This window comes from Streptacidiphilus sp. EB103A (assembly GCF_041261405.1).
Classification (GTDB): domain Bacteria; phylum Actinomycetota; class Actinomycetes; order Streptomycetales; family Streptomycetaceae; genus Streptacidiphilus.
In genome coordinates this window covers 67,313-89,386 of the sequence record NZ_JBGCAQ010000002.1, presented here as the reverse complement: position 1 = coordinate 89,386, position 22,074 = coordinate 67,313, and the positions used below count along the sequence as shown (strand labels likewise).

The following is a 22,074-nucleotide window of genomic DNA, read 5'->3' as shown; positions in this document are numbered from 1 at the left end:
GGCAATGGGAGAGCAGCCGGACGGGCTGTCAGGAAAGGCCGAGCTCTTTTTCGATCAGGTCGAACATCTCGTCGTCGGAGGCGGAGTCGAAGCCGCCGACCTCCGTGTCGGCGACACCGGCCGTCTCCACCGGGGCGTCGTTGAGCCGCCACAGCAGTGCCTGCAGCCGCGTGGCGATCCGGGTGCGGGTCTCGTCCCCGGAGTCCAGGGTGGCGACCATGGCCTCCAACTCGTCCAGCTGGCTCAGCTCGGTGCCGAGGTCCTGCGCCGGAGCGATCTCGCTGAGCAGTCGCCTGCTCAGCGCGAGGGGGGTGGGGAAGTCGAAGACCAGGGTGGCCGGCAGGCTCAGACCGGTCGAGGTGCGCAGCCGGTTGCGCAGTTCGACTGCGGTGAGGGAGTCGAAGCCGAGGTCCCGGAATGCCTGCTCGCTGCTGACCGCGCCCGGCCCCGCATGGCCGAGCACCGCTGCCGCCTGGGTTCGGACCAGTTGCAGCAGCGTGCGTTCCTGCTCGGCCCGGCCCAGTGCGGCGAGCCGGCGGGCGAACTGCACGCCCTCGTCCTCCTGCTCCGAATCCGCTGCCCGCCGCTGCTGCTGTGCGCTGGCGGCATCGGCGGCCCGGCGGACCTCCGGGATCTCGTCGAAGAGATGGCGGGGACGAGCGGCCGTGTAGACGGCGGTGAAGCGTTCCCACACGATGTCGGCGACCACCAGGCAGGTGTCGTCGTGGTCCAGGGCCTGCTGGAAGGCGGTGACGGCCAGCTCCGGGTCCATCGTGGGGACCCCGTACCGCTGCAGCCGGTCGCTCTCGGATTCGTCGACCATGCCGCCGCCGCCCCAGGCGCCCCAGGCGATGGAGGTGGTGGGCAGGCCACGGCCGCGGCGCTGCTCGGCGAAGGCGTCGAGGTAGGCATTGGCCGCGCCGTAGGCGGCGTGGCCGCCGTCGCCCCAGACACCGGCGCCGGAGGAGAAGAGTACGAAGGCGTCGAGCGGCTGGTCCCCGAGAAGCGCGTCGAGGTTGAGTGCCCCGGCGATCTTCGCTCGGACGATGCCCTCGACCTCGTCCAGATCGCCCTCCGTCAGGCTGAACGCGTCCGGGGCGGACCCGGCCGCGTGGACCACCGCGGTGAGCGGTGCGCTCTGCTGGATCTCGTCCAGCAGCTCGGCCAGGGCGTCGCGGTCCGCGATGTCGCACGCGGCGACGGTGACGGCGGCGCCGAGCGCGGTCAGCTCGGCCTCCAACTCATCGGCGCCGGGCGCGTTCTGACCCTTGCGGCTGACGAGCACCAGCCGTTCGGTGCCGTTTCCGGCCAGCCTGCGGGCGACGTGCGCACCCAGCGCGCCGGTGCCGCCGGTGATCAGGACGGTCCCGCCGAGCCGGACCGGCCGCTGCGGCACCGCGTCCTCGACGGGCTTGCGGACCAGACGTCGGACGTGCAATCCGCTGGAGCGTACGGCGATCTGGTCCTCATCGCCAAGCCCGGTGAGGGCGCTGACGAACCGGTCCAGAGCCGTGCGGTCCGGGTTCTCCGCGAGGTCGATCAGACCGCCCCACTGCCTGGGGTGATCGAGTCCGAACACCCGGCCGAGGCCCCACACGGCGGCCTGCTCCGGATCGACGGTCTCGTCTCCCTCCCCGGTGAGGGACACGGCCCCACCGGTCAGATTCCACAGCGGCGCCTGCACACCCGCGCCGTCCAAAGCCTGCATGATCAGCAACGTGCCGGTCAGGCCGCAGGACAGGGCGGGACGAAGCAGCGGACGGCCGCTTGCCAGCGGAAGCAGCGACAGCACCCCACTCGTCTCCGGCTGGGCATCGAGCGCGACCCGCAGCCGGTCGACGAGCGTCTCGCGGTCCTCGACGGTGGCGTCGAAGCCGATGGTCACCACGGTGGTCGCGCGGGCCTCCAGTTCCTCGGTGACGGCGCGCACTCGGGCGTCGTCCGTGGCGGCTGCGCCGTCCGGGACGACGAGGATCCAGTGCGCCGGAAGCTCGGGGGCCGTCTCCGGATCGGGGATCGCCGTCCAGGAGACGCCGTAGCGCCAGCCGTCGAGCGTGGAACGCTCCTGGTGGCGGCGGCGCCACGCGGAGAGCACCGGCAGTGCGGTGTGGACGGCGTCGAGTGCGGCCTGAGCGTCGCCCTCGGCGTCGAGGCAGTCGGTGAGGGCTTCGAGGTCCTCGTGTTCGACGGCTTCCCAGAAGCGGGCGTCGACCGTGTCGACGGGCTGCTCCTGGTCATGCTGGAGCTCGGCGGCGGGTAGGTCGAGCCAGTGGCGCCGGTCCTGGAAGGCGTAGGTCGGCAGGTCCACCGGACGGGTGTCCCCGGCCCCGAGGACCGCCTCCCAGTCGACCGTCACCCCGCGCACCTGCAGTTCGGCAAGCGAGGCGAGGAACCGCTCCGCGCCGCCCTCGTCACGCCGCAACGTGCCACCGACCACCACGGCGTCCCCGGAGGTCACTTCCTCCACGGTGTCCTGGACCGCCACGGTGAGCACGGGATGCGCGCTGACCTCCACGAAGGCCCCGTACCCCTGGCCTGCCAGGGCGCGGATCGCGTCCTCGAACCGCACCCGCTGCCGCAGGTTGCGGTACCAGTAGCCGCCGTCCAGGGTCGCGGTGTCGACCAACTCCGCCTGGACGGTGGAGAAGAACGGCACCGAGCCGGACACCGGCGCGACCTCCGCCAGCACCCGCGCCAACTCCTCCTGGATCTCCTCCACATGGGCGGAGTGCGAGGCGTAGTCCACCGGGACCCGCCGCACCCGCACCTCCGCCGCCCCGGCCCACGCCACGAACTCCTCCAGCGCGTCCCCGTCGCCCGCGACCACCACCGAACCGGGACCGTTCACCGCCGCCACCGAGATCCGGCCCCCCCAGTGGCCGAGCGTCTGCTCCACCCGGTCCAGGCCCAACCCGACCCAGACCATCCCGCCGCGACCCGCGATCGCCCGAATCGCCCGCGACCGCAACGCCACCACCCGCGCACCATCCGCCAACGACAACCCACCACTGACCACCGCAGCCGCGATCTCCCCCTGCGAATGACCCACCACGACCGACGGCGCCACCCCGGCGGCGCCCCACAGCGCCGCCAACGACACCATCACCGCCCAGGACGCCGGCTGCACCACATCCACCCGGTCGAACCCGGGGGCCCCGTCCACACCGCGCACCACATCGAGCAGCGACCAGTCGACGAACGGCCGCAACGCCGCCGCGCACTCCTCCATCCGCTCCCGGAAGGCCGCCGAGGACTCCAGCAACTCCCGGCCCATCCCGGCCCACTGCGCACCCTGACCCGGGAAGACGAACACCACGCCACCCGCAGCCCCCGCCACGCCACGCACCACGCCAGGAGCCACCTCACCGGCCCTCAGCGACTCCAACCCGTTAAGCAACGACTCACGGTCCGAGCCCAGCACCACCGCCCGATGCTCGAACGAGGACCGCGTCCCGACCAGCGAGCGGGCCACCCCCACCGGCTCCAAGGTGCCGTGCAGCTCCACATGCGCCCGCAGCCGCCCCGCCTGCTCCCGCAACGCCTCCGCGCTACGCCCGGACACCACCCACGGAACCACCGACGGTCCCACCACACCATCGCCCTCGGGAGCGGCCACCTCGTCGACCGCGTCCGCGTCCGGCTCCGGAGCCTGCTCCAGCAGCACATGCGCGTTCGTCCCGCTGATCCCGAACGCGGAGACTCCGGCCCGGCGCGGACGGCCGGTCTCCGGCCAGGCCACCGACTCGGTCAGCAGCGACACCGCACCCGACGACCAGTCCACATGCGAGGACGGCGCATCGACATGCAGCGTACGAGGCAGCAGACCGTGGTGCATGGCCTGCACCATCTTGATCACGCCCGCCATACCGGCGGCGGTCTGGGTGTGGCCGATGTTGGACTTGAGCGAGCCGATCAGCAACGGCTGCTCCGCAGGGCGGTCCTGGCCGTAGGTCGCCAGCAGCGCCTGCGCCTCGATCGGGTCACCCAGCCTCGTACCGGTGCCGTGCGCCTCCACCACGTCCACCAGCCCGGGCGTCAACCGCGCATTCGCCAACGCCTGCCGAATCACCCGCTCCTGCGCCGGACCATTCGGCGCCGTCAACCCATTACTCGCACCATCCTGATTGATCGCCGTCCCACGAACCACCGCCAACACCGGATGCCCATTCCGCCGCGCATCCGACAACCGCTCCAGCAACAGCACCCCGACGCCCTCGGCGAGCGCGAAACCGTCCGCCGCCTCAGCGAAGGGCTTGCACCGGCCGTCGGTCGCCAGACCGCGCTGGCGGCTGAAGCCGACGAAGGGTGCCGGATCAGCCATCACCATCGCGGCTCCGGCCAGGGCCAGCGAGCATTCGCCCGACCGCAGCGAGTTCACGGCCAGGTGCATGGCGACCAGCGAGGACGAGCACGCGGTGTCCACCGTCATGGCCGGCCCCTCCAGCCCGAGCAGGTAGGAGACCCGTCCCGATGCGACCGCCGGAGAGCCGCCGGTCACGAGGTATCCCTCGGTCCCGTCGGTGGAGCGGCGCAGGAGTTCACCGTAGTTCTGGTCGGTCACGCCGACGAAGACCCCGGTCCCGCTGCCCCGCAGCGTCGACGGATCGATGCCGCCGCGCTCCACCGCCTCCCAGGAGGTCGACAGCAGCAGCCGCTGCTGCGGGTCCATCGCTGCCGCCTCACGCGGCGAGATCCCGAAGAACGCCGGGTCGAAGTCCCCGGCGTCGTGCAGGAACCCGCCCTCGCGGACATAGCTGGTGCCGGGGTTGTCGGCGTCGGGGTTGAACAGTCCGGTGACGTCCCAGCCCCGGTCTACTGGGAAGCCCGAGATGACGTCCGCTCCGGATTCAACGGTCCGCCAGAGGTCTTCGGCGGTGCGGATGCCTCCGGGATAGCGGCAGGCCATCGCCACGATCGCGATCGGGTCGTCGTCATACCCGCGTACGACGTCCACGGCTGCGGCGGCGACCGGAGCGGAGGCTGTACGGCCGAGAGCGAGTACGCGCAGCTGCTTGGCCAGAGCATTCGAGGTGGGATGGTCGAACACGATGGTGGTGGGCAGCCGCAGGCCGGTGGCGGTGCCGAGTCGGTTGCGCAGTTCGACGGCGCTGACGGAGTCAAAACCGAGGTCCTTGAAGGCACGCGTCGGGTCCATGGCCTCGGGCGAGGAGTGACCGAGCACAGTCGCCGCCTGCCTGCGGACCAGGTCCCAGAGGAAACGCTCCTGTTCGGCCTCGGTCAGGGCCGCGAGCTGCTCGGTGAGAAGGGAGTCGGCGCCCGTCCGGTCACCGGTTCCGGAGCCGCGTCCGTCGTCAGCGGGGGCCACGTCGGCGGACTCCAGCTGCGCGATGAGCGGACTCGGCCGCGCCGCGGTGAAGACCGGGACGAAGGTGTCCCAGTCGACGTCGGCCACCGCCACGAACGTCTCGTCGCGGTCGAGCGCGGCCTGCAGGGCCTCCAGGGCCGTGTCGGGATCGATGACGGGAATGCCCCGACGCCGCAGCGGGTCCTGCAGCTCGTCCCCGATCATGCCGCCACCGCCCCAGGGACCCCAGGCCAGCGACAGGACGGGCAATCCGCGTGCGCGCTGGTACTGGGCGAAGGCGTCGAGGGAGGCGTTGGCCGCCGCGTAGGCGGCATGGTCGCCGACGCCCCAGACACCCGAGATGGACGAGAAGAGGATGAGCGAGTCGAGCTCCGCCGGGTCGAGTACCTCGGCGAGGTGCCAGGCCCCGACGACCTTGCCGGCCGCGACGTCCGCGAAGTCGGCGACGGTCGCCTCGGCGATAGCCCCCAGTCCGCTGATACCGGCCGCGTGGACGACGGTCCGCGGGGTGCGGCCCTCGTCGGTCAGGCTCCGCACGAGTGCTGCCAGTTGCTCACGGTCGGCGGCGTCGCAGGCGGCGACAGTCACCCGGGTGCCGGCTTCGACCAACTCGGCTTCCAGCTCGGCGATCCCGGCGGCGGCCGTACCGCTGCGGCTGGTGAGCACCACATCTGCCGCCCCGTTGCGGGAGAGCCAGCGAGCAATGCGTGCACCGAGCACGCCCGTGCCACCGGTCACTAGGACGGTGCCACGAGGGCGCCAGGAGCGCGGCGCGGGCGACGACGGGCTGGGCGAGCCCACCAGGCGTCGGACAAACGCGCCGGAGGCGCGGAGCGCCACCTGGTCCTCCGCGCCGTGGCCGGCCAGAACGGCGCAGAGCGCAGTCAGAGACCGGGAGTCCGGGTCCTCCGGCAGATCGATCAGGCCGCCCCAGCGGGCGGGATACTCCAGTGCGGCGACGCGGCCCAGGCCCCACACTGCCGCTTGGCCAGGGTTCAGCGGGACTTCGGAATCCGCGGTCGAGACGGCGCCACGAGTCGCACACCAGAGGGGGGCCACACTGCGCGCGTCGCCAAGTGCCTGCAGCAGGGAGAGCGTCAGCGCAGTGCCGGTGCTGAGCGCGGGGTGGGCGGGGTGCGGGTCCTCGTCCAGCGCGAGTAGGGAGAGGACGCCGACGGGGGAGACCGCGTCGCCCACTGCTTCGGCAAGGCAGTCGGCCATTGCCTGCGGGTCTGTTTGACGGTGCGTCAGGATGATGGGAACGGCATCGGCGCCATGGCCGGTCAGCGCGCCCAGCACGGAGGCGATGAGGTCACGGTGGGCCTCTCCCTCCGGGACGGGTACCAGCCAGGTGCCGGTTAGGGTGGAACGTCGGCTGACGGCTGTGGGCTCCCAATGGACCTTGTAGCGCCAGGAGTCGGCCGTGGATCGGACGAGCTTACGGCGATGCCAGGCGGACAGGGCGGGCAGGACCTCACAGAGCGAGTGCTGCTCTTCGAGCTGGAGGGTCGCGGTAAGGGCTTCGAGGTCCTCGCGCTCGACGGCGTCCCAGAAGGCGGCGTCGGTGGGGTCCTCGGCCGCCGCAGCGGACTCTGTCTTGGCAACCTCCAGCCAGTAGCGCTCGCGCTGGAAGGCGTAGGTCGGCAGGTCCACCGACTCGCCCTGCCCCAGCAGGGCAGCCCAGTCCACGGCCACCCCGCGTACGTGCAGCTCGGCCAGGGAGGTCAGGAACCGGGCCGCACCGCCCTCGTCCCGCCGCAGCGTGCCACCGACCACCACGTCGTCACCGGCAGCCTCCAGGGTCTCCTGCACCGCAACCGTCAGTACGGGATGCGAGCTGACCTCCACGAACACCCCGTGGCCCTCGGCATGCAGCGCACGCACCGCCTCCTCGAATCGCACCCGCTGCCGCAGATTCCGATACCAGTACCCGCCGTCCAACAACGCGGTGTCCACCAACTCCGCCTGGACGGTGGAGAAGAACGGCACCGAACCCGACACCGGCACCACCTGAGCCAGTGCCTGCGCCAACTCCCCCTCGATCTCCTCCACATGCACCGTATGCGACGCGTAATCCACCGGCACCCGACGAACCCGGATCCCCTCCGCCTCACCCCAGGCCACGAACTCGTCCAACGCGTCCCCGTCACCCGCCACCACCACCGAACCCGGACCGTTCACCGCCGCCACCGAGACCCGGCCCTCCCAACGGCCCAGCACCTCCTCCACCTTGTCCAAGGTCATGGCCACCCACACCATCCCGCCCCGACCCGCAATCGCCCGAATCGCCCGCGACCGCAACGCCACCACCCGCGCACCATCCACCAACGACAACCCACCAGCCACCACCGCAGCCGCAATCTCACCCTGCGAATGACCCACCACGACCGACGGCACCACCCCGGCGGCACCCCACAACGCCGCCAACGACACCATCACCGCCCACGACACCGGCTGCACCACATCAACACGCCCCAACGCCACCTCATCATCAAGCACATCCAGCAACGACCAGTCCACAAACGGCGCCAACGCCGCCGCACACTCCTCCATCCGCCCACGGAACACCGCCGAGGACCCCAGCAACTCCCGACCCATCCCCACCCACTGCGCACCCTGACCAGGGAAGACAAACACCACACCACCCGCAGCCCCCGCCACACCACGCACCACACCCGGAGCCACCTCACCGGCCCCCAACGACTCCAGCCCCTTCAGCAACGACTCACGATCCGACCCCAGCACCACCGCCCGATGCTCAAACAACGCCCGCGACCCCACCAACGACCGGGCCGCCCCCACCGGCTCCAACCCAGCATGTGTCTCCACATGCCCCCGCAACCGCTCCGCCTGCTCCCGCAACGCCCCCGCACCACGCCCCGACACCACCCACGGAACCACCGACAACCCCAGCACGCCGCCACCCTCAGGAACACCGGACAACTCAACCAAATCCGGAGCCTGCTCCAACACCACATGCGCGTTCGTACCACTCACACCGAACGACGACACCCCAGCCCGACGCGGACGCCCCGTCTCCGGCCACACCACCGACTCGGTCAACAGCGACACCGCACCCGACGACCAGTCCACATGCGGGGTGGGCTCATCCACATGCAACGTACGAGGCAACACCCCGTGCTGCATCGCCAACACCATCTTGATCACACCCGACACGCCCGACGCCGCCTGGGTATGACCCACATTCGACTTCAACGACCCCAACCACAACGGCCGCCCCACCGAACGATCCTGACCGTACGTCGCAAGCAACGCCTGCGCCTCGATCGGATCACCCAACCTCGTCCCCGTACCGTGCGCCTCCACCACATCCACCAACTCGGGCGTCAACCGCGCATTCGCCAACGCCTGCCGAATCACCCGCTCCTGCGCCGGACCATTCGGCGCCGTCAACCCATTACTCGCACCATCCTGATTGATCGCCGTCCCACGAACCACCGCCAACACCGGATGCCCATTCCGCCGCGCATCCGACAACCGCTCCAGAAGCAGAACACCCACACCCTCACCCCAACCCGTACCATCCGCACCCGCCGCAAACGGCTTACAACGCCCATCAGCAGCCAACCCCCGCTGCCGACTGAACTCCACGAACATGCCTGGCTGGGACATGACCGTTGCCCCGCCGGCCAGTGCGAGCGAGCACTCCCCCGAGCGCAGAGCCTGCACCGCGAGGTGCATGGCGACCAGCGACGACGAGCACGCCGTGTCGACCGTCAGCGCCGGTCCACGCAGGCCGAGCGTGTAGGCGATCCGTCCGCTGGCGACGCTGCCGGAGACGCCGGTCAGCAGGTATCCGTCGACAGTCTCGGGTGCCTGGTGCAGCTCGGGGCCGTAGTCCGGCGCCATCATCCCGATGAAGACCCCGGCGTCTGTGTCGCGAAGTGTCGAGGGGTCGATGCCCGCGCGCTCCAGCGCCTCCCACGAGGTCTCCAGCAGCAGTCGCTGCTGCGGATCCATCGCCAGCGCCTCGCGCGGCGAGATCCCGAAGAACGCCGGGTCGAAGCGGTCGGCGTCATACAGGAAGCCGCCGTCCCGGGTGTAGCTCGTGCCGTGGTGGTCCGGGTCGGCGTCATAGAGGCTCCCGATGTCCCAGCCTCGGTCGGCGGGGAACTGGGAGATGGCGTCACCGCCGTGCGAGAGCAGCTCCCAAAGATCCTCAGGGGACTGCACACCACCGGGCAGTCGGCAGCCCATGGCGACGACAGCGATCGGATCGTCCGAGCCCGCAACCGAGCGCGGGGGCAGCAGACCGGTGTCCGTCCCGCCGTTGAACTGCTCATACAGGTGTCGGGCAAGCGCGTCGGGCGTGGGGTGATTGAAAAGGACCGCAGTGGGGAGCCGAAGTCCCGTCTCGGCGACCATCCGGTTCCGTAGTTCGACCGAGGTAACCGAGTCAAAGCCCAACGCCTTGAAAGCGAGCCGAGGGTTGACCTCGCCCGGTGTCCGGTACCCCAGAATGCTGGCGGCCTGGGCCCGGACCAACGCCAAAAGGTCGTCGTAGCGCGCCACATCCGGGAGCTCGGAGCCCACAACGGGCTCAATCCCGTCCAGCACCATGGCGGCTTGGGAGGGCACTCTACGTGTGCCGACGCCCCGCAACCAGTGCCGCTCGCGCTGGAAGGCGTAGGTCGGCAGGTCCACCAACTCGCCCTCACCCAGCAGCGCAGCCCAGTCCACGGCCACCCCGCGCACATGCAACTCGGCCAGGGAGGTCAGGAACCGGACCGCACCGCCCTCGTCCCGCCGCAACGTCCCACCGACCACCACGTCGTCACCGGCAGCCTCCAACGTCTCCTGCACCGCAACCGTCAGCACCGGATGCGAACTGACCTCCACGAACACCCCATGGCCCCGCTCGAACAGGGCGCGGACCGCCTCCTCGAAACGCACCCGCTGCCGCAGATTCCGGTACCAGTACCCGCCGTCCAACAACGCGGTGTCGACCAACTCCGCCTGGACGGTGGAGAAGAACGGCACCGAGCCGGACACCGGCGCCACCTCCGCCAGCGCCCGCGCCAACTCCCCCTCGATCTCCTCCACATGCACCGTATGCGACGCGTAATCCACCGGCACCCGACGAACCCGGATCTCCTCCGCCTCACCCCAGGCCACGAACTCGTCCAACGCGTCCCCGTCACCCGCCACCACCACCGAACCCGGACCGTTCACCGCCGCCACCGAGACCCGACCCTCCCAACGGCCCAGCACCTCCTCCACCTTGTCCAAGGTCATGGCCACCCAGACCATCCCGCCCCGACCCGCGATCGCCCGAATCGCCCGCGACCGCAACGCCACCACCCGCGCACCATCCACCAACGACAACCCACCAGCCACCACCGCAGCCGCAATCTCACCCTGCGAATGACCCACCACGACCGACGGCGCCACCCCGGCGGCACCCCACAACGCCGCCAACGACACCATCACCGCCCACGACACCGGCTGCACCACATCAACACGCCCCAACGCCACCTCATCATCAAGCACATCCAACAGGCTCCAGTCCACAAACGGCGCCAACGCCGCCGCACACTCCTCCATCCGCCCACGGAACACCGCCGAGGACTCCAGCAACTCCCGACCCATCCCCACCCACTGCGCACCCTGACCCGGGAAGACGAACACCACACCGTCACCAGCACCCTCGGCGACACTCCCGCTCACCACACCCGCCCCCGGCCGACCCGCCGCCACCGCACCCAAACCCCGCAGCAACGACTCACGATCCGACCCAAGCACCACCGCCCGATGCTCAAACGACGCCCGGGTATCCGCCAACGACCAAGCCACCCGCGCCGCCTCCAACCCCGGACGCGACTCCACATGCCCCCGCAACCGCTCCGCCTGCTCCCGCAACGCCCCCGGCGTCCGGCCGGACAGTGACCACGGCAGCGGAGCCGGGGCCGCGAACGACGGCTGCGGCTCGGCCTCGGACGGCTCGGCGACCGCCGGAGCCTCCCCCAGGACGACGTGACAGTTGGTGCCGCCCATCCCGAACGCACTCACACCCGCCAGCAACGCGGCATCCGGACGCGGCCACGCGCCGAGCGACGTCTGGACTCGCAAGCGGAGCTCGTCGAAGGGGATGCGCGGGTTCGGCGTCTCGTGGTTGAGGCTCGCCGGCACTTCGCGGTGCTCGATCGCCAGGGCCGTCTTCAGCAGGCCGACGATTCCGGCCGCGCCTTCGAGGTGTCCCACGTTGGTCTTGGCGGAGCCCACCACCAGCGGCTGGTCAGCGTCACGGCCCCGGCCCAGTGCCGCCCCGAGAGCGGACGCCTCGATCGGGTCGCCGACAGGCGTTCCGGTGCCGTGCAGTTCGACATACTGGATGTCCCGGGCAGTCGTCCCGGCACGCCGGAGGGCGCGCCGGATCACGTCCGCCTGCGCGCCTGCGTCGGGTGCGGTCAGCGTGTCGCCGCCGCCGTCGTTGTTCACCGCGCTGCCGTGGATGACGGCGTGCACCCGGTCTCCGTCGGCCAGAGCATGGTCCAGCAGCTTGAGCACGATCAGCGCACCGCCCTCGCCGCGCACGAAGCCGTTGGCCCGCTCGTCGAAGGTGAAGCAGCGGCCGTCCGGCGAGAGGGCGCCGAACCTCTCCATGTAGAGCGAACTCTCGGGCGCGAGGATGAGATTGACGCCACCGGCGATGGCGAGATCACTGTCGCCGCTGCGCAGGCTCTCGCAGGCCAGATGGACCGCGACCAGCGAGGAGGACTGGGCGGAGTCCAGGGTGAGGCTGGGGCCGCGCAGCCCCAGCGTGTAGGAGACGCGGTTGGCGATGAGGCCGCGGTGCGTCCCGGTCAGCGACTGATGCGTGACCGCGTCGGGGCCGAGCGCGTGCAGCAGCGTGGCGTAGTCGTCGTGCGCCGCGCCGACGAACACAGCGGTTGCGCTGCCGTCCAGGTCGGCCGGAACCACACGGGCGTCCTCCAGCGCCTCCCAGGCCAGTTCGAGAGCCAGGCGCTGCTGGGGGTCGATGCCGTCGGCCTCGCGGGGGCTGATACCGAAGAAGCCGGCGTCGAAGCCGTCGACCTGGTCGAGGTACCCACCCCACCGATCCCGTGCAGTCTCCGCCTCCGACCCGGCGTCCGCGTCGAGCGTGCTGGAGCGGATGGCGCTGGCGCCGTCTCGGAGCAGCCGCCAGAACGCGTCCGGATCGGGTGCGCCAGGCAGCCTGCAGGAGAGGCCGACGATCGCGACCGGACGCTGCTCCGCAGCACCGGACTCGGGCGTTCCGCTGTCAGACTCGCTCATTGCATCCAACTCCAATACCCGGAGGGACTACAGACGGCAGGCAGGCCCTGCCTCATCGCGCTGCCTTCGGCCGACGCCTTCGGCCGGATTGCGGAATGCGGGACGATGAGGATTCCGACGCTAGGCCCGTCGACACTAGGGCGGCCCCTAGATGTGCACGTCGCGGTCGGTCAGCGGCGCTTGTCCAGGGGGACGTCGAAACGGTCGTAGTAGAAGGCGAAGCGCTCCCGCAGCTCCGGGACGTCCAGGGCGAAGTCCGCGGCGGCGTACTGGTGCCGCCCACTGCTGCGGGACTCGGCGGCCGCGTACGCGCGCATGGCGTTCTCCGTGGCGTCGTCCATCTCCCGCCCGGCCACCTCGTAGACCCGACCGAGCTCACGCACTGGATCCTCGATGAGTCGATGAAACGCTATGTCGATAATACGGTCACCGGCCAGCTCGCGGTCGCGGATCGACGCACGCAGCAGGCGCTCGACGAAATCGGCCGAGAACTGGCCGATCAGGTGCGGGTTGGGGTGGTCGAAGTAGACCCGCGCGCCATACGAGATGAGGTTGCTGAACGAGATCACCGAGGTCACCGGATCCCGGTGGGTCTGCACGACCGTGGCGTCCTCGAAGGTGCTGAACAGCGGGCCGAGCATCTCCATATGCCCCGGAGCCTTCAGCGCCCACCGGTCGCCGACCGGTCGACTCCACTGCATGAACTGGAGGTAGCGCTTGAAGTACCGGTAGCCGTCGGTGTGGTCGGCCGCGGTGAACCAGCGGCCGTACTCGGGGACCAGGCCCAGGGCCTCGAACATCGACGAGGCGTGGCCGGCGGCCAGGAGCAGGTTGTCCTCCTCCGGCTCCTCGTGCGAGAGCTCGTGCATGGTGCCCTGCTCCGGGAGGATCTTGTTGGCCATGTTGGCCTCGATCCGGCTGATCCTGATGCGGGGATCCGGATCCGGTCTCGGCGCCTCCAGGTCGCCGCTCGGCAGCGGATGGGTGACCTCCCACATCGGCAGCATGCGCCACCGCGAGTCACGCGCCAGCAGCCGCTGCACGAAGGTCGTGCCCGAGCGCATCGCGCCCGTGACGAAGAGCGGCGCCGGCACCGGCGCCTCGAAGATCTCCGGACGACGGGTGGCGAGATCCTGCAGGCGGAGCCGGTTCACCAGATCCCCGACCAGCTGGCTGTGCAGCCCCAGCCTGCCGTTGCCGCTGAGTTGCAGCTCCTGGGTCAGTGACCGGCAGAGGATGTGCAGCGGCTTGTCGAAGTCCAGGCCCGAACCGAAGTCGGACAGTTTTGCCTTCTTGCGCGCCTTGGCCTTGAGGGCCTCCGGTTCGAGCGGCCACAGCCGCTCGGCGAAGGGCCCGGTCAACCCGTTCAGCAACCGTATCGGCCACACGAGTCTCGGATACGCCAACTCGGCACCGTGCGGAGTGAGTTCCTGACGCTGCGGCAGCGGAACCTGACGGAGCATGCGTGACCTCTTCGAGGCTGGGGGACCGGTTTGGCCGCCATCTCTCTCACACGCTTTCCGGGCCCAACAAGGCACGCCACAACAGCACTAGAAGAACTGCTGGACAATCATATGTGCCCCGGCCATGACGGATCCCCCGGCGCCACAGGCGCAGGGGGATCCGGGAGACAACTGTCAGGACTCGATCCAGTTGTGCGTCCGAGCCAGCTCGATCACCCTGCTCCGCACCTGAAGGATCTGGGCGGCGGTGAGCGTGGGGGCCGACTCCAGGAGCGCTTCGCTCAGCTCCTGACGGAACTCGGCGGCCGACAGTACGTCGCACAGCCCGTCGCCGCTGTCCTCCCGGGCGCTCCACACCGGGGCGACCGAGGCGGGGGCGGCGTGCGCCGGGGCTGCTGCCCCGCCGTTGTCCATCAGCTGAACGCGCGAGGCCTTCAGGCCCCGGCTGCCGTCCTCGGCCTCGAAGGACACCATCAGGCCCGGCCGGAGCATCGACTTCTCGCCGAGCAGATCGTTGGCGTGCATGAACACGTCCTCGCCACCGCCGCTCGGAGCGATGAAGCCGTAACCACGTACCTCGTCGAACCGCAGGATCTTTCCGGTCATCACCACAAGAAACCCCAATTGCCCACGTGTCAAACGGACAAATCAGCCGACAGCGCCCTGTGCTCTGCCGCGCGCACACCTTAACCGAGTCCACTCGGGACGCAACAGGGGGTGACCTTGACCCCCGCCGATCAACCGGCGTACGGCTGGCAAATGTTGAAGATATTCCTAGTGCGGCGCACGCAATGATGCTGTCAGCATGCCCGTCCAGCAGGCATACGCCCGCCCAGGAGGCCCCGAGTGCGCGACCGCGCCGAAGACCAGCCCTACAGCCGATCCTTCTCAGCCGAGGAGTGGCTGTACGTCGGCATGGGAGGGAAGAACGTCATCCAGCACGTGATCGAGGGCCGGGGAAGCGTGCGCCCGGACGATCTCGCCAGGGCGGTGGCGGTCGCCGCCGAGGCGTGCCCGGGGATGCGGCTGCGGCGACGCGGACAGCGCTGGACGGACAGCGGCGTGGCGCCGGCCGTACGGGTGCTGGACAGCACCTCCTTCGACCTGGAGCGACTGGACTCGCCCGCACTGCGCGAGACGTTGAAGGCCGCCGGCCCCACCTGCGAGGTGCTGCTGCTCCCGCGAGCCGGCGAGGCCGGCTCGGCCTCGACCAGCCTGGTCTTCCGCGCCTCCCACGCGATCACGGACGCCCGCGGCCTCATGGTCTGGGTCGACGACGTGTTCCGGGTGCTGCGCGGCGAGCAACCGCTGGGAGCTCCCTCCCCGCTGAGCAGCACCGAGTTCCTGGAACAGCTCGATCTTCCGGGCGGCCTGCCGCCCGCGCTCCCGGCCGCGGGCAAGCTGGAATGGCCCTCCCCGCTGGGCCGCCTGCCGCGCGGTCGCCGCGGCGTGCTGTGGCGCCGCCGCACCGTGGACGGCAGCTACCCCGCCGCCACGGCGAAGGTGATCGCCGCCCTCGCCGAGAAGTACGGACCGGACGGACGCGGGCGCTTCTTCGTCCCGGTCGACCTGCGTCGACACGAGCCGGAGATCCGCTCGACCGCCTGGCTGTCCCAGGCGCTGCTGCTGGAGGTCGACCCCGCCGAGGGCTGGGAGGAGGTGCAGCGCCGCACGCTGACGGCCCTGGCCGAACGGCGCGAGCTGGCGCTGCGCAGCGAACCGCGCTTCCTCCGCACTCCGCTGCCCCTGCTCCGGCTGCTTGCCGCGGCCGTCGAGTCGCAGTCCGTGAGCAAGGACCAGTACTCGGCACTGGGCTTTGTGACGCATCTGGGCGCCTTCGACCTCGCCGACTTCAGCCTGCCGGACTTCGAGGCGACGACGCTGTTCACCCTCGGCGGCACCGGACCGGGCAGCCCGCCGTCGATCGAGATGCTGGAGAGCGGCGGCCGCACCGAGATCACCCTGGCCTGGCAGGACGGACCGGGTGTCGCGGAACGCGCCGACGCCCTGCTCGCCGACATCGAGGAGGCCCTGTCCCCGCGCGCACTGCGGCACTGGGCGGGCAACGAGACCGAGCGCGCCCTGCCGTCCGAACTCTCGGTGCTCCAGCTCTTCCGTCAGCAGGTCGCCCGGACGCCCGACCGGACCGCCCTCAGCGGGCCGGAAGGCAAGGTCAGCTACGCCGAGCTGAGCCGCCGGGCCGACCTGGTCGCCGCCGAGCTGCGCCGCCGCGGCGCGGGCCGGGGCAGTGTGGTCGGGCTGCTCGCCGACCGCTCGGTGGCCGGCGTCGCCGGGCTGTGGGGGGTGCTGCGCGCCGGAGCCTGCTACCTCCCACTGGACGCTCGGCACCCGGACGCCCGGCTGGACGGCCTGCTGGCGGACGCCGAGGCCGGGTACTGCCTGGTGCAGCGCCCCTACGACGAGCGCGGGTGCCTCCCCGACGGCTGCGAGCGGCTGGTCCTGGAGGAGGTGCTCGGCGCCGCCCCCGAAACCGCCGAAGCGGCGCCGACCGCCGACGGGGCGCCCTTCCAGGACGCCCAGGTCCGTCCCGACGACCTGGCCTACGTCATCTACACCTCCGGCTCCACCGGCCGCCCCAAGGGTGTGCAGATCGAGCACCACAGCCTGCTCAACTACATCCACTGGGCGACCCGGCTCTTCGACGTCGACGAGACGTCCCGGCTCCCGCTGATCACCTCGCCCTCCTTCGATGTCTCGGGCACCTCCGTCTTCCTCCCGCTGCTGACCGGCGGCGAGTTGATCCTGGTCCGCGAGGACCCCAACCACCTCTCGATGCGCGGGCTGCTGACGGACTCCGGCGCCAACATGCTGAACCTGACACCCTCCCACCTCGACCTGATCGGTCAACTGGACCTGTCCCCCGCGGGTTTCCACACCGTGATCGTGATCGGCGAGCAGCTCCGCACCGAGGTCGCCGCCCGGGCCCAGGAGATGTTCGGGCCCAAGTGCCGGATCATCAACGAGTACGGGCCGACCGAGGCCACCATCGGCTGTACCGCGCACACCTTCGACGCCGAGCTGGACGCCGCGAGCGCCAACGTGCCCATCGGGCTCCCCGCCGACAACACCACGGTGTTCCTGCTCGACGACAAGCGCCGCTTCGTCGCCCCCGGGGAGGTCGGCGAGATGTATCTCGGCGGCGTGCAGCTGGCCCGGGGCTACTGGGGACGTCCGGATCTGGACCGCGAACGCTTCCCCACCCTCGCCGACGGCACCCGCGTCTACCGCACCGGTGACCTGGCCCGACTGCTGCCCTCGGGCGAGTTGGACTGCATCGGGCGCATCGACGACCAGGTCAAGGTGCGCGGCCATCGGGTCGAGCCGGCCGAGGTGGCACAGGCGCTGGAGACCCATCCGGCCGTCGACCGGGCCATCGTGGTGGCCAAGGCGCGTCCCGGCCGATTCGGCAAGGCCCTGATCGGATATGTCCTGGCCGGCTCCGAGGTGACCCCGGACGAGCTGTCGGGGTATCTGGCCGAGCGCCTCCCCCACTACATGGTCCCCGCCGCGACCGTCGTGTTGTCCCAACTCCCTTACACCGTCAGTGGAAAAGTCGATACGAAGGCACTGCCCGACCCCTTCGCCGTCGAGGCCGACGCCTCGGCGCCGGTCCGCCCCGCCACGGACACCCCGGTGGATCCGGTGGAGGAGGCAGTCGCCCGGATCTGGGCCCGCACGCTGGGCGTGGAGCGGGGTGTACTGGACGCCCAGGCGGACTTCCACCGGCTGGGCGGTGAGTCACTGGCACTGCTCGCCATGCTCGCCGGGGTCTGCCGGGACCTGCTGGACCCGGATCGGGAGGCAGCGTTCATGTCGAACCTTCCGCGGATCATCAGCGAACCCACGCTGGAGCGGGTGGCCGAACTGGCCCGCCAGGCCGGCGCCGGAGGCGACACGACCGGGAGCTGACCCCGGCTGACGCCATCTCACGACGAAGCCGGGGCAGCGAAGCCGTGGAGGGAGGACCAGGGACGACGGACGGAGGGGCCGACACCGAATGACCGAGGCCGGTACGACCGCCCCCGTCTACGCGCATCTGCGGGGCACCACCCTTACTCAGCGAATCCTGGCCGCCCTGCTGCAGCACCGGATGGCCACCACCGGCCAGCTCCACCAACTGCTGCTCCCCGGCGGCAGCGTGGTGGAGTTGCGGCGCCGGGCGGACACCATGCGCGCCCAGCACCTGGTCGACTGCACCGACACCAGGCGCCGTCCTGCCTGGTTCCTGACCCGGGACGGGCTCGACCTGGCCCGCTCGCTGCCCGACCTCCCCGCCTGCGACTCCCGCGAGCCGATCACCGAACTCGCGGACGCCACGCGGCAGCAGGAGCACGTCCTCGACGTGCTGCGCACCGGGCTGCCGTTCATCGAGCACCGCCGCAGCGACTTCCCCGGCCAGCTCCTCGCCTGGGACCCCCAAGTCGCCCACAGCTACCGCGAGTCGGGAACCGGAGAGGAGCGAATGCTGGTCCCCGATGCCCGATTGCGCCGCGCCGTGCGTTCAGGTCACGGCCTGCACTTCGTCGACGCCTTCGTCGAGATAGTGCCCCCGGCCACTACCGTGCGCGAGCTTGCCTCACGCGTCGAGGCCTACGCCCGGTTCCACGGCGGGCCGCCGGCCGGGGGACGCGCGGCCAGGGTGACCACGCAGGACTGGCGGCGCTGGTATCCGAGGTTCCCGCATCTGCTGCTGGTCACCCACCGCCCCTGCGTCCGGCTGCTGGCGGGTCTGCGAGCCATGGTCGAATCCGATCAGCGGCTGTCCGCTCTGGTCGGGCAGGTGCCCGTCGGCTGCGCCTCGCTGCCCGATCTTGAGGCGCACGGGGCGGGCGCCACGGTGTGGACGGCACTGGGGCAGGACGACCGACGACGGGTGTGGACGGCGCTGCGTCCCCAAGCGGATCCCGCGCCGAAATTACGCCCCCTGGGTCTCCTATTTGACGGACTACCGCTCGGTAGGTAATCTGCGCGAAACTTCGCGGATGCTTCCGACGACTTGGAGCAATGCCGAGGATCCGGTGAATGAACCGGAAAGGAACTGCCGCCCCCGAGAGGCGGGCCACATCTCGATCAAGCCCCGACACTCCTTGGAAACATCTTCTGCGTAGCAGATACACCTTGGAAACAAAGGCCCATCTGGCAACGGTGCGGGCCGACCCCTGGCGTGCCACCGTACCCCCGCACCGCCCTCCGAGCGGGGACCGTACCCCGACCGAACCATCGGGGTGGGGTACCACAGTGTTTTGCCCACCCGGCCAGGACCTCGTTGACGACGAAGTTTCACCACGCTTACGCTCAGCCCGAATCAGTCAGACGTGGTCGGAAAATACAACACGACGCCGAATCCCGGAAAAGATACTGCCGCAACACGCGCTATATGACGTGAATTTCCGTCGTAATCTGAAGCCAGAGAGAGAGTGCCTCTCATGCCCCTTCCTGCCACTGTTACGGTCCGCTCCGCAGCCGACACCCTGGCGCCACCGCATGGAGAGAGCGTTCACCCCGAGCGCAGACCGCGGTCCGGCCGGGTCACCTGTATGGCCAGCCTGGACACCTCCCTCACCATCGCGGCCGCGAACGCGGACTTCTTCCGGCAGTTCGCCCGCCCCTCCGCGGACATCTGCGGGCGCAGCATCTACGACTTCCTGCACCCGAGCGCCCGGAACAACCTCCCCCAGCACTTCACCCGGCTGTCCGACCCGCGCCGTGCCCGGTTCGTCGAACGGGTGGTCGCCATGCGAGGGGTGGACCGGGTCTTCTCCGCCGAGATCACCGGCGTGGCGGTCCGCGGCGAGGGCGACGAGCTCTCCGGCATCGTCATCCTGGTCAGCCCGGACGACGAGGCGTCCGACGCCCACCCGTCGGCCTCCCCGCACAAGCCGCTGCTGACTCCCCTGGACGCCCGCATCCTGGAGGGGATCGCCACCGGGGCCTCGACCGTCCAGCTCGCCGCCCGCCTCTACCTCAGCCGTCAGGGCGTGGAGTACCACGTCGGTCTGATGCTCCGCCGGCTCAAGGCGCCCAACCGCGCCGCGCTGGTCTCCCGCGCCTACTCGACCGGCATCCTCACCATCGGGAACTGGCCGCCCCGGGTGCTGCCGGAGTTCGTGAAGGAGTAGGCCCCGGGGACCGGCCCTCACCTCCGGCCCCCTGCAGCCCCTCCCACTCGGCCCGACACAGATCACCCGACCCGCGAAGCCCGCGGGTCGGGTGATCTGCTGCACCGGCGCACCTGGCCGGATCCGGCTCCTCAGGCGTCACGGGTCCGCAGCACCGCATAACCGCCGAGCACCGCCGCCACCACCCAGAGCAGCATGATGCCGAACCCGCCCCAGGGGCCGAAGGGGGTGCCGGCGTCCTGGACGACACGGGTCATCGCCCGCCCGGCCTGGTCCGGGAAGTAGCGGGCGACCGTCTTCGCGCCGGGCACCGCGATCAGGATGTTGGTCACCAGCAGGAAGAACGTCACCAGAACGGCCAGCGACAGGACGGAGCTGCGCAGCATCGTGGCGACGCCCATCGAGAACAGCGCCAGCAAGGTCATGTAGAGGCCGGCGCAGACCGTCGCGCGCAGCACGTTGGGCGCGCCGAGCGTGGTGTGGTGCGACCCCAGCGCGGCCTGGCCGATGAAGAAGCTGACGAAGCCCGTGATCTCGGCGACGATGAACACCGCCACCGTCGCGACCGCCAGCTTGCTGAAGTACAGGGTCCCGCGCTGGGGCACCGCCGCCAGCGAGGTTCGGATCATGCCCGAGGTGTACTCGCCGCTGACGACGAGAACGCCGAAGGCGATGACGGCGAGCTGGCCGAGCAGCGCACCGGAGAAGCTGGTGCTGGTCGCGTCGAAGCTCTGCTGCTGAGCCTGCGTCAGCTTGCTCCACCCGCTGACGGTCAGCGCGCTCAGCAGCGCGCCGAGCAGGACCGTGACGAGGAAGGCCAGCGCCAACGTCCAGGCCGTGGAGCGGACCGACTTGATCTTGAACCATTCCGAGCGGAGGACCGCCGTCGCCTGAGCCATGGTCAGGCCTCCTTTCCGGCAGTCAGGGGCTCCTGCTGCGCACTCACGGGCGCGGCGGCCGGTTCGGAGCGGTACTCGGTCGCTCCCCCGGTCAACTGGATGAACGCCTCTTCCAGGGAGGCGCTCTGCGGGCTCAACTCGTGCAGTACCACCTGCGCCTCGGCGAGCACATCGCCGATCCGCTCGACCGGCACCTCGGCCACCTCGAACGCACCGTCGGCCGTGGTCTCCGCCTCGATCCCGGCGGCGGTCAGCGCGTCCAGCAGCTGCTCCGGCTGCGGCGTGCGGATCCGCACGTAGGAGCGGGAGTTGCGGGCGATGAACTCGGGCATGGAGGTGTCCGCCAGCAGCTTGCCCTTGCCGATCACCACCAGGTGGTCGGCGGTCAGTGCCATCTCGCTCATCAAGTGGCTCGACACGAAGACCGTGCGGCCGTCGTTGGCGAGTCCCTTCATCAGCGTGCGGATCCAGTGGATGCCCTCGGGGTCGAGCCCGTTGACCGGCTCGTCGAACATCAGGATCTCCGGGTCGCCCAGCAACGCGGCTGCGATGCCGAGCCGCTGGCCCATCCCCAACGAGAAGTTCTTGGAGCGCTTCCGGCCGACTTCGGCCAGGCCCACCTGCTCCAGCACCTCGTCCACCCGGGCCGGGGTGATGCGGTTGCTCAACGCGAGGCACATCAGGTTGTCGCGGGCAGTGCGTCCCGGGTGCATCGCCTTGGCGTCGAGCAGGGCGCCTATGTAATGGAGCGGGTTCTGCAGGTCCGCGTAGCGCTTCCCGTCGATCCGCACCCGACCGGCGGTGGGACGGTCCAGGTCGAGCATCATCCGCATCGTCGTTGACTTCCCCGCGCCGTTGGGGCCCAGGAACCCGGTGACGGAACCGGGGTGCACCTTGAACGTGAGATCGTCGACCACTGTCTTCTCGCCGTAGCGCTTCTTAACGCCTTCAAGCTCAATCATGCTGTC

Annotated in this window: 8 protein-coding genes; 3 read left to right on the top strand and 5 right to left on the bottom strand. The window is 70.3% G+C overall.

From position 1 onward, the window contains the following. Positions 1-28 precede the first annotated feature (28 nt). The 3 genes from ABH941_RS03920 to ABH941_RS03910 all read right to left on the bottom strand — a co-directional run bounded on the left by ABH941_RS03920 (position 29) and on the right by ABH941_RS03910 (position 14,673). Positions 29-12,604: a type I polyketide synthase gene (locus ABH941_RS03920; protein ID WP_370127131.1), complete on the bottom strand. Its 12,576-nt coding sequence runs from the start codon at positions 12,602-12,604 to the stop codon at positions 29-31. A 170-nt stretch (positions 12,605-12,774) separates the two neighbouring features. Beyond that, positions 12,775-14,067 carry a sulfotransferase gene (locus ABH941_RS03915; protein ID WP_370127130.1) on the bottom strand — a complete coding sequence of 431 codons (1,293 nt, stop codon included), beginning with the start codon at positions 14,065-14,067 and terminating at the stop codon, positions 12,775-12,777. A 174-nt stretch (positions 14,068-14,241) separates the two neighbouring features. Then, a complete protein-coding gene (locus tag ABH941_RS03910; protein ID WP_370127129.1) occupies positions 14,242-14,673 on the bottom strand; it encodes a cold-shock protein in 432 nt (143 codons plus the stop codon). Between the two features lie 240 nt (positions 14,674-14,913). Between ABH941_RS03910 and ABH941_RS03905 the strand changes: the two genes are divergently transcribed. The 3 genes from ABH941_RS03905 to ABH941_RS03895 all read left to right on the top strand — a co-directional run bounded on the left by ABH941_RS03905 (position 14,914) and on the right by ABH941_RS03895 (position 20,207). Continuing rightward, positions 14,914-17,997, top strand: a complete 3,084-nt coding sequence (locus ABH941_RS03905; protein ID WP_370127128.1) for a non-ribosomal peptide synthetase — start codon at positions 14,914-14,916, stop codon at positions 17,995-17,997. A gap of 88 nt (positions 17,998-18,085) precedes the next feature. Beyond that, positions 18,086-19,051 (top strand): replication-relaxation family protein, encoded by a 966-nt coding sequence (locus tag ABH941_RS03900; RefSeq protein WP_370127127.1) that lies wholly within the window; start codon positions 18,086-18,088, stop codon positions 19,049-19,051. 574 nt (positions 19,052-19,625) lie between these two features. Next, positions 19,626-20,207 carry a LuxR C-terminal-related transcriptional regulator gene (locus ABH941_RS03895; protein WP_370127126.1) on the top strand — a complete coding sequence of 194 codons (582 nt, stop codon included), beginning with the start codon at positions 19,626-19,628 and terminating at the stop codon, positions 20,205-20,207. Between the two features lie 131 nt (positions 20,208-20,338). Here ABH941_RS03895 and ABH941_RS03890 read toward each other — a convergent pair whose 3' ends face one another. Beyond that, the gene (locus ABH941_RS03890; protein WP_370127124.1) at positions 20,339-21,106 is read right to left on the bottom strand and encodes an ABC transporter permease subunit; all 768 of its coding nucleotides are present in this window, start codon (positions 21,104-21,106) and stop codon (positions 20,339-20,341) included. A 2-nt stretch (positions 21,107-21,108) separates the two neighbouring features. Beyond that, a complete protein-coding gene (locus tag ABH941_RS03885; RefSeq protein WP_370127123.1) occupies positions 21,109-22,068 on the bottom strand; it encodes an ABC transporter ATP-binding protein in 960 nt (319 codons plus the stop codon). Between the last annotated feature and the right edge of the window lie 6 nt (positions 22,069-22,074).

Coding starts and splice junctions, on each gene's coding strand:
- ABH941_RS03895 (WP_370127126.1), top strand. CDS start 19,626: ATGGCCAGCCTGGACACCTCCCTCACCATCGCGGCCGCGAACGCGGAC.
- ABH941_RS03890 (WP_370127124.1), bottom strand. CDS start 21,106: ATGGCTCAGGCGACGGCGGTCCTCCGCTCGGAATGGTTCAAGATCAAG.
- ABH941_RS03910 (WP_370127129.1), bottom strand. CDS start 14,673: ATGACCGGAAAGATCCTGCGGTTCGACGAGGTACGTGGTTACGGCTTC.
- ABH941_RS03885 (WP_370127123.1), bottom strand. CDS start 22,068: ATGATTGAGCTTGAAGGCGTTAAGAAGCGCTACGGCGAGAAGACAGTG.
- ABH941_RS03920 (WP_370127131.1), bottom strand. CDS start 12,604: ATGAGCGAGTCTGACAGCGGAACGCCCGAGTCCGGTGCTGCGGAGCAG.
- ABH941_RS03900 (WP_370127127.1), top strand. CDS start 18,086: ATGACCGAGGCCGGTACGACCGCCCCCGTCTACGCGCATCTGCGGGGC.
- ABH941_RS03915 (WP_370127130.1), bottom strand. CDS start 14,067: ATGCTCCGTCAGGTTCCGCTGCCGCAGCGTCAGGAACTCACTCCGCAC.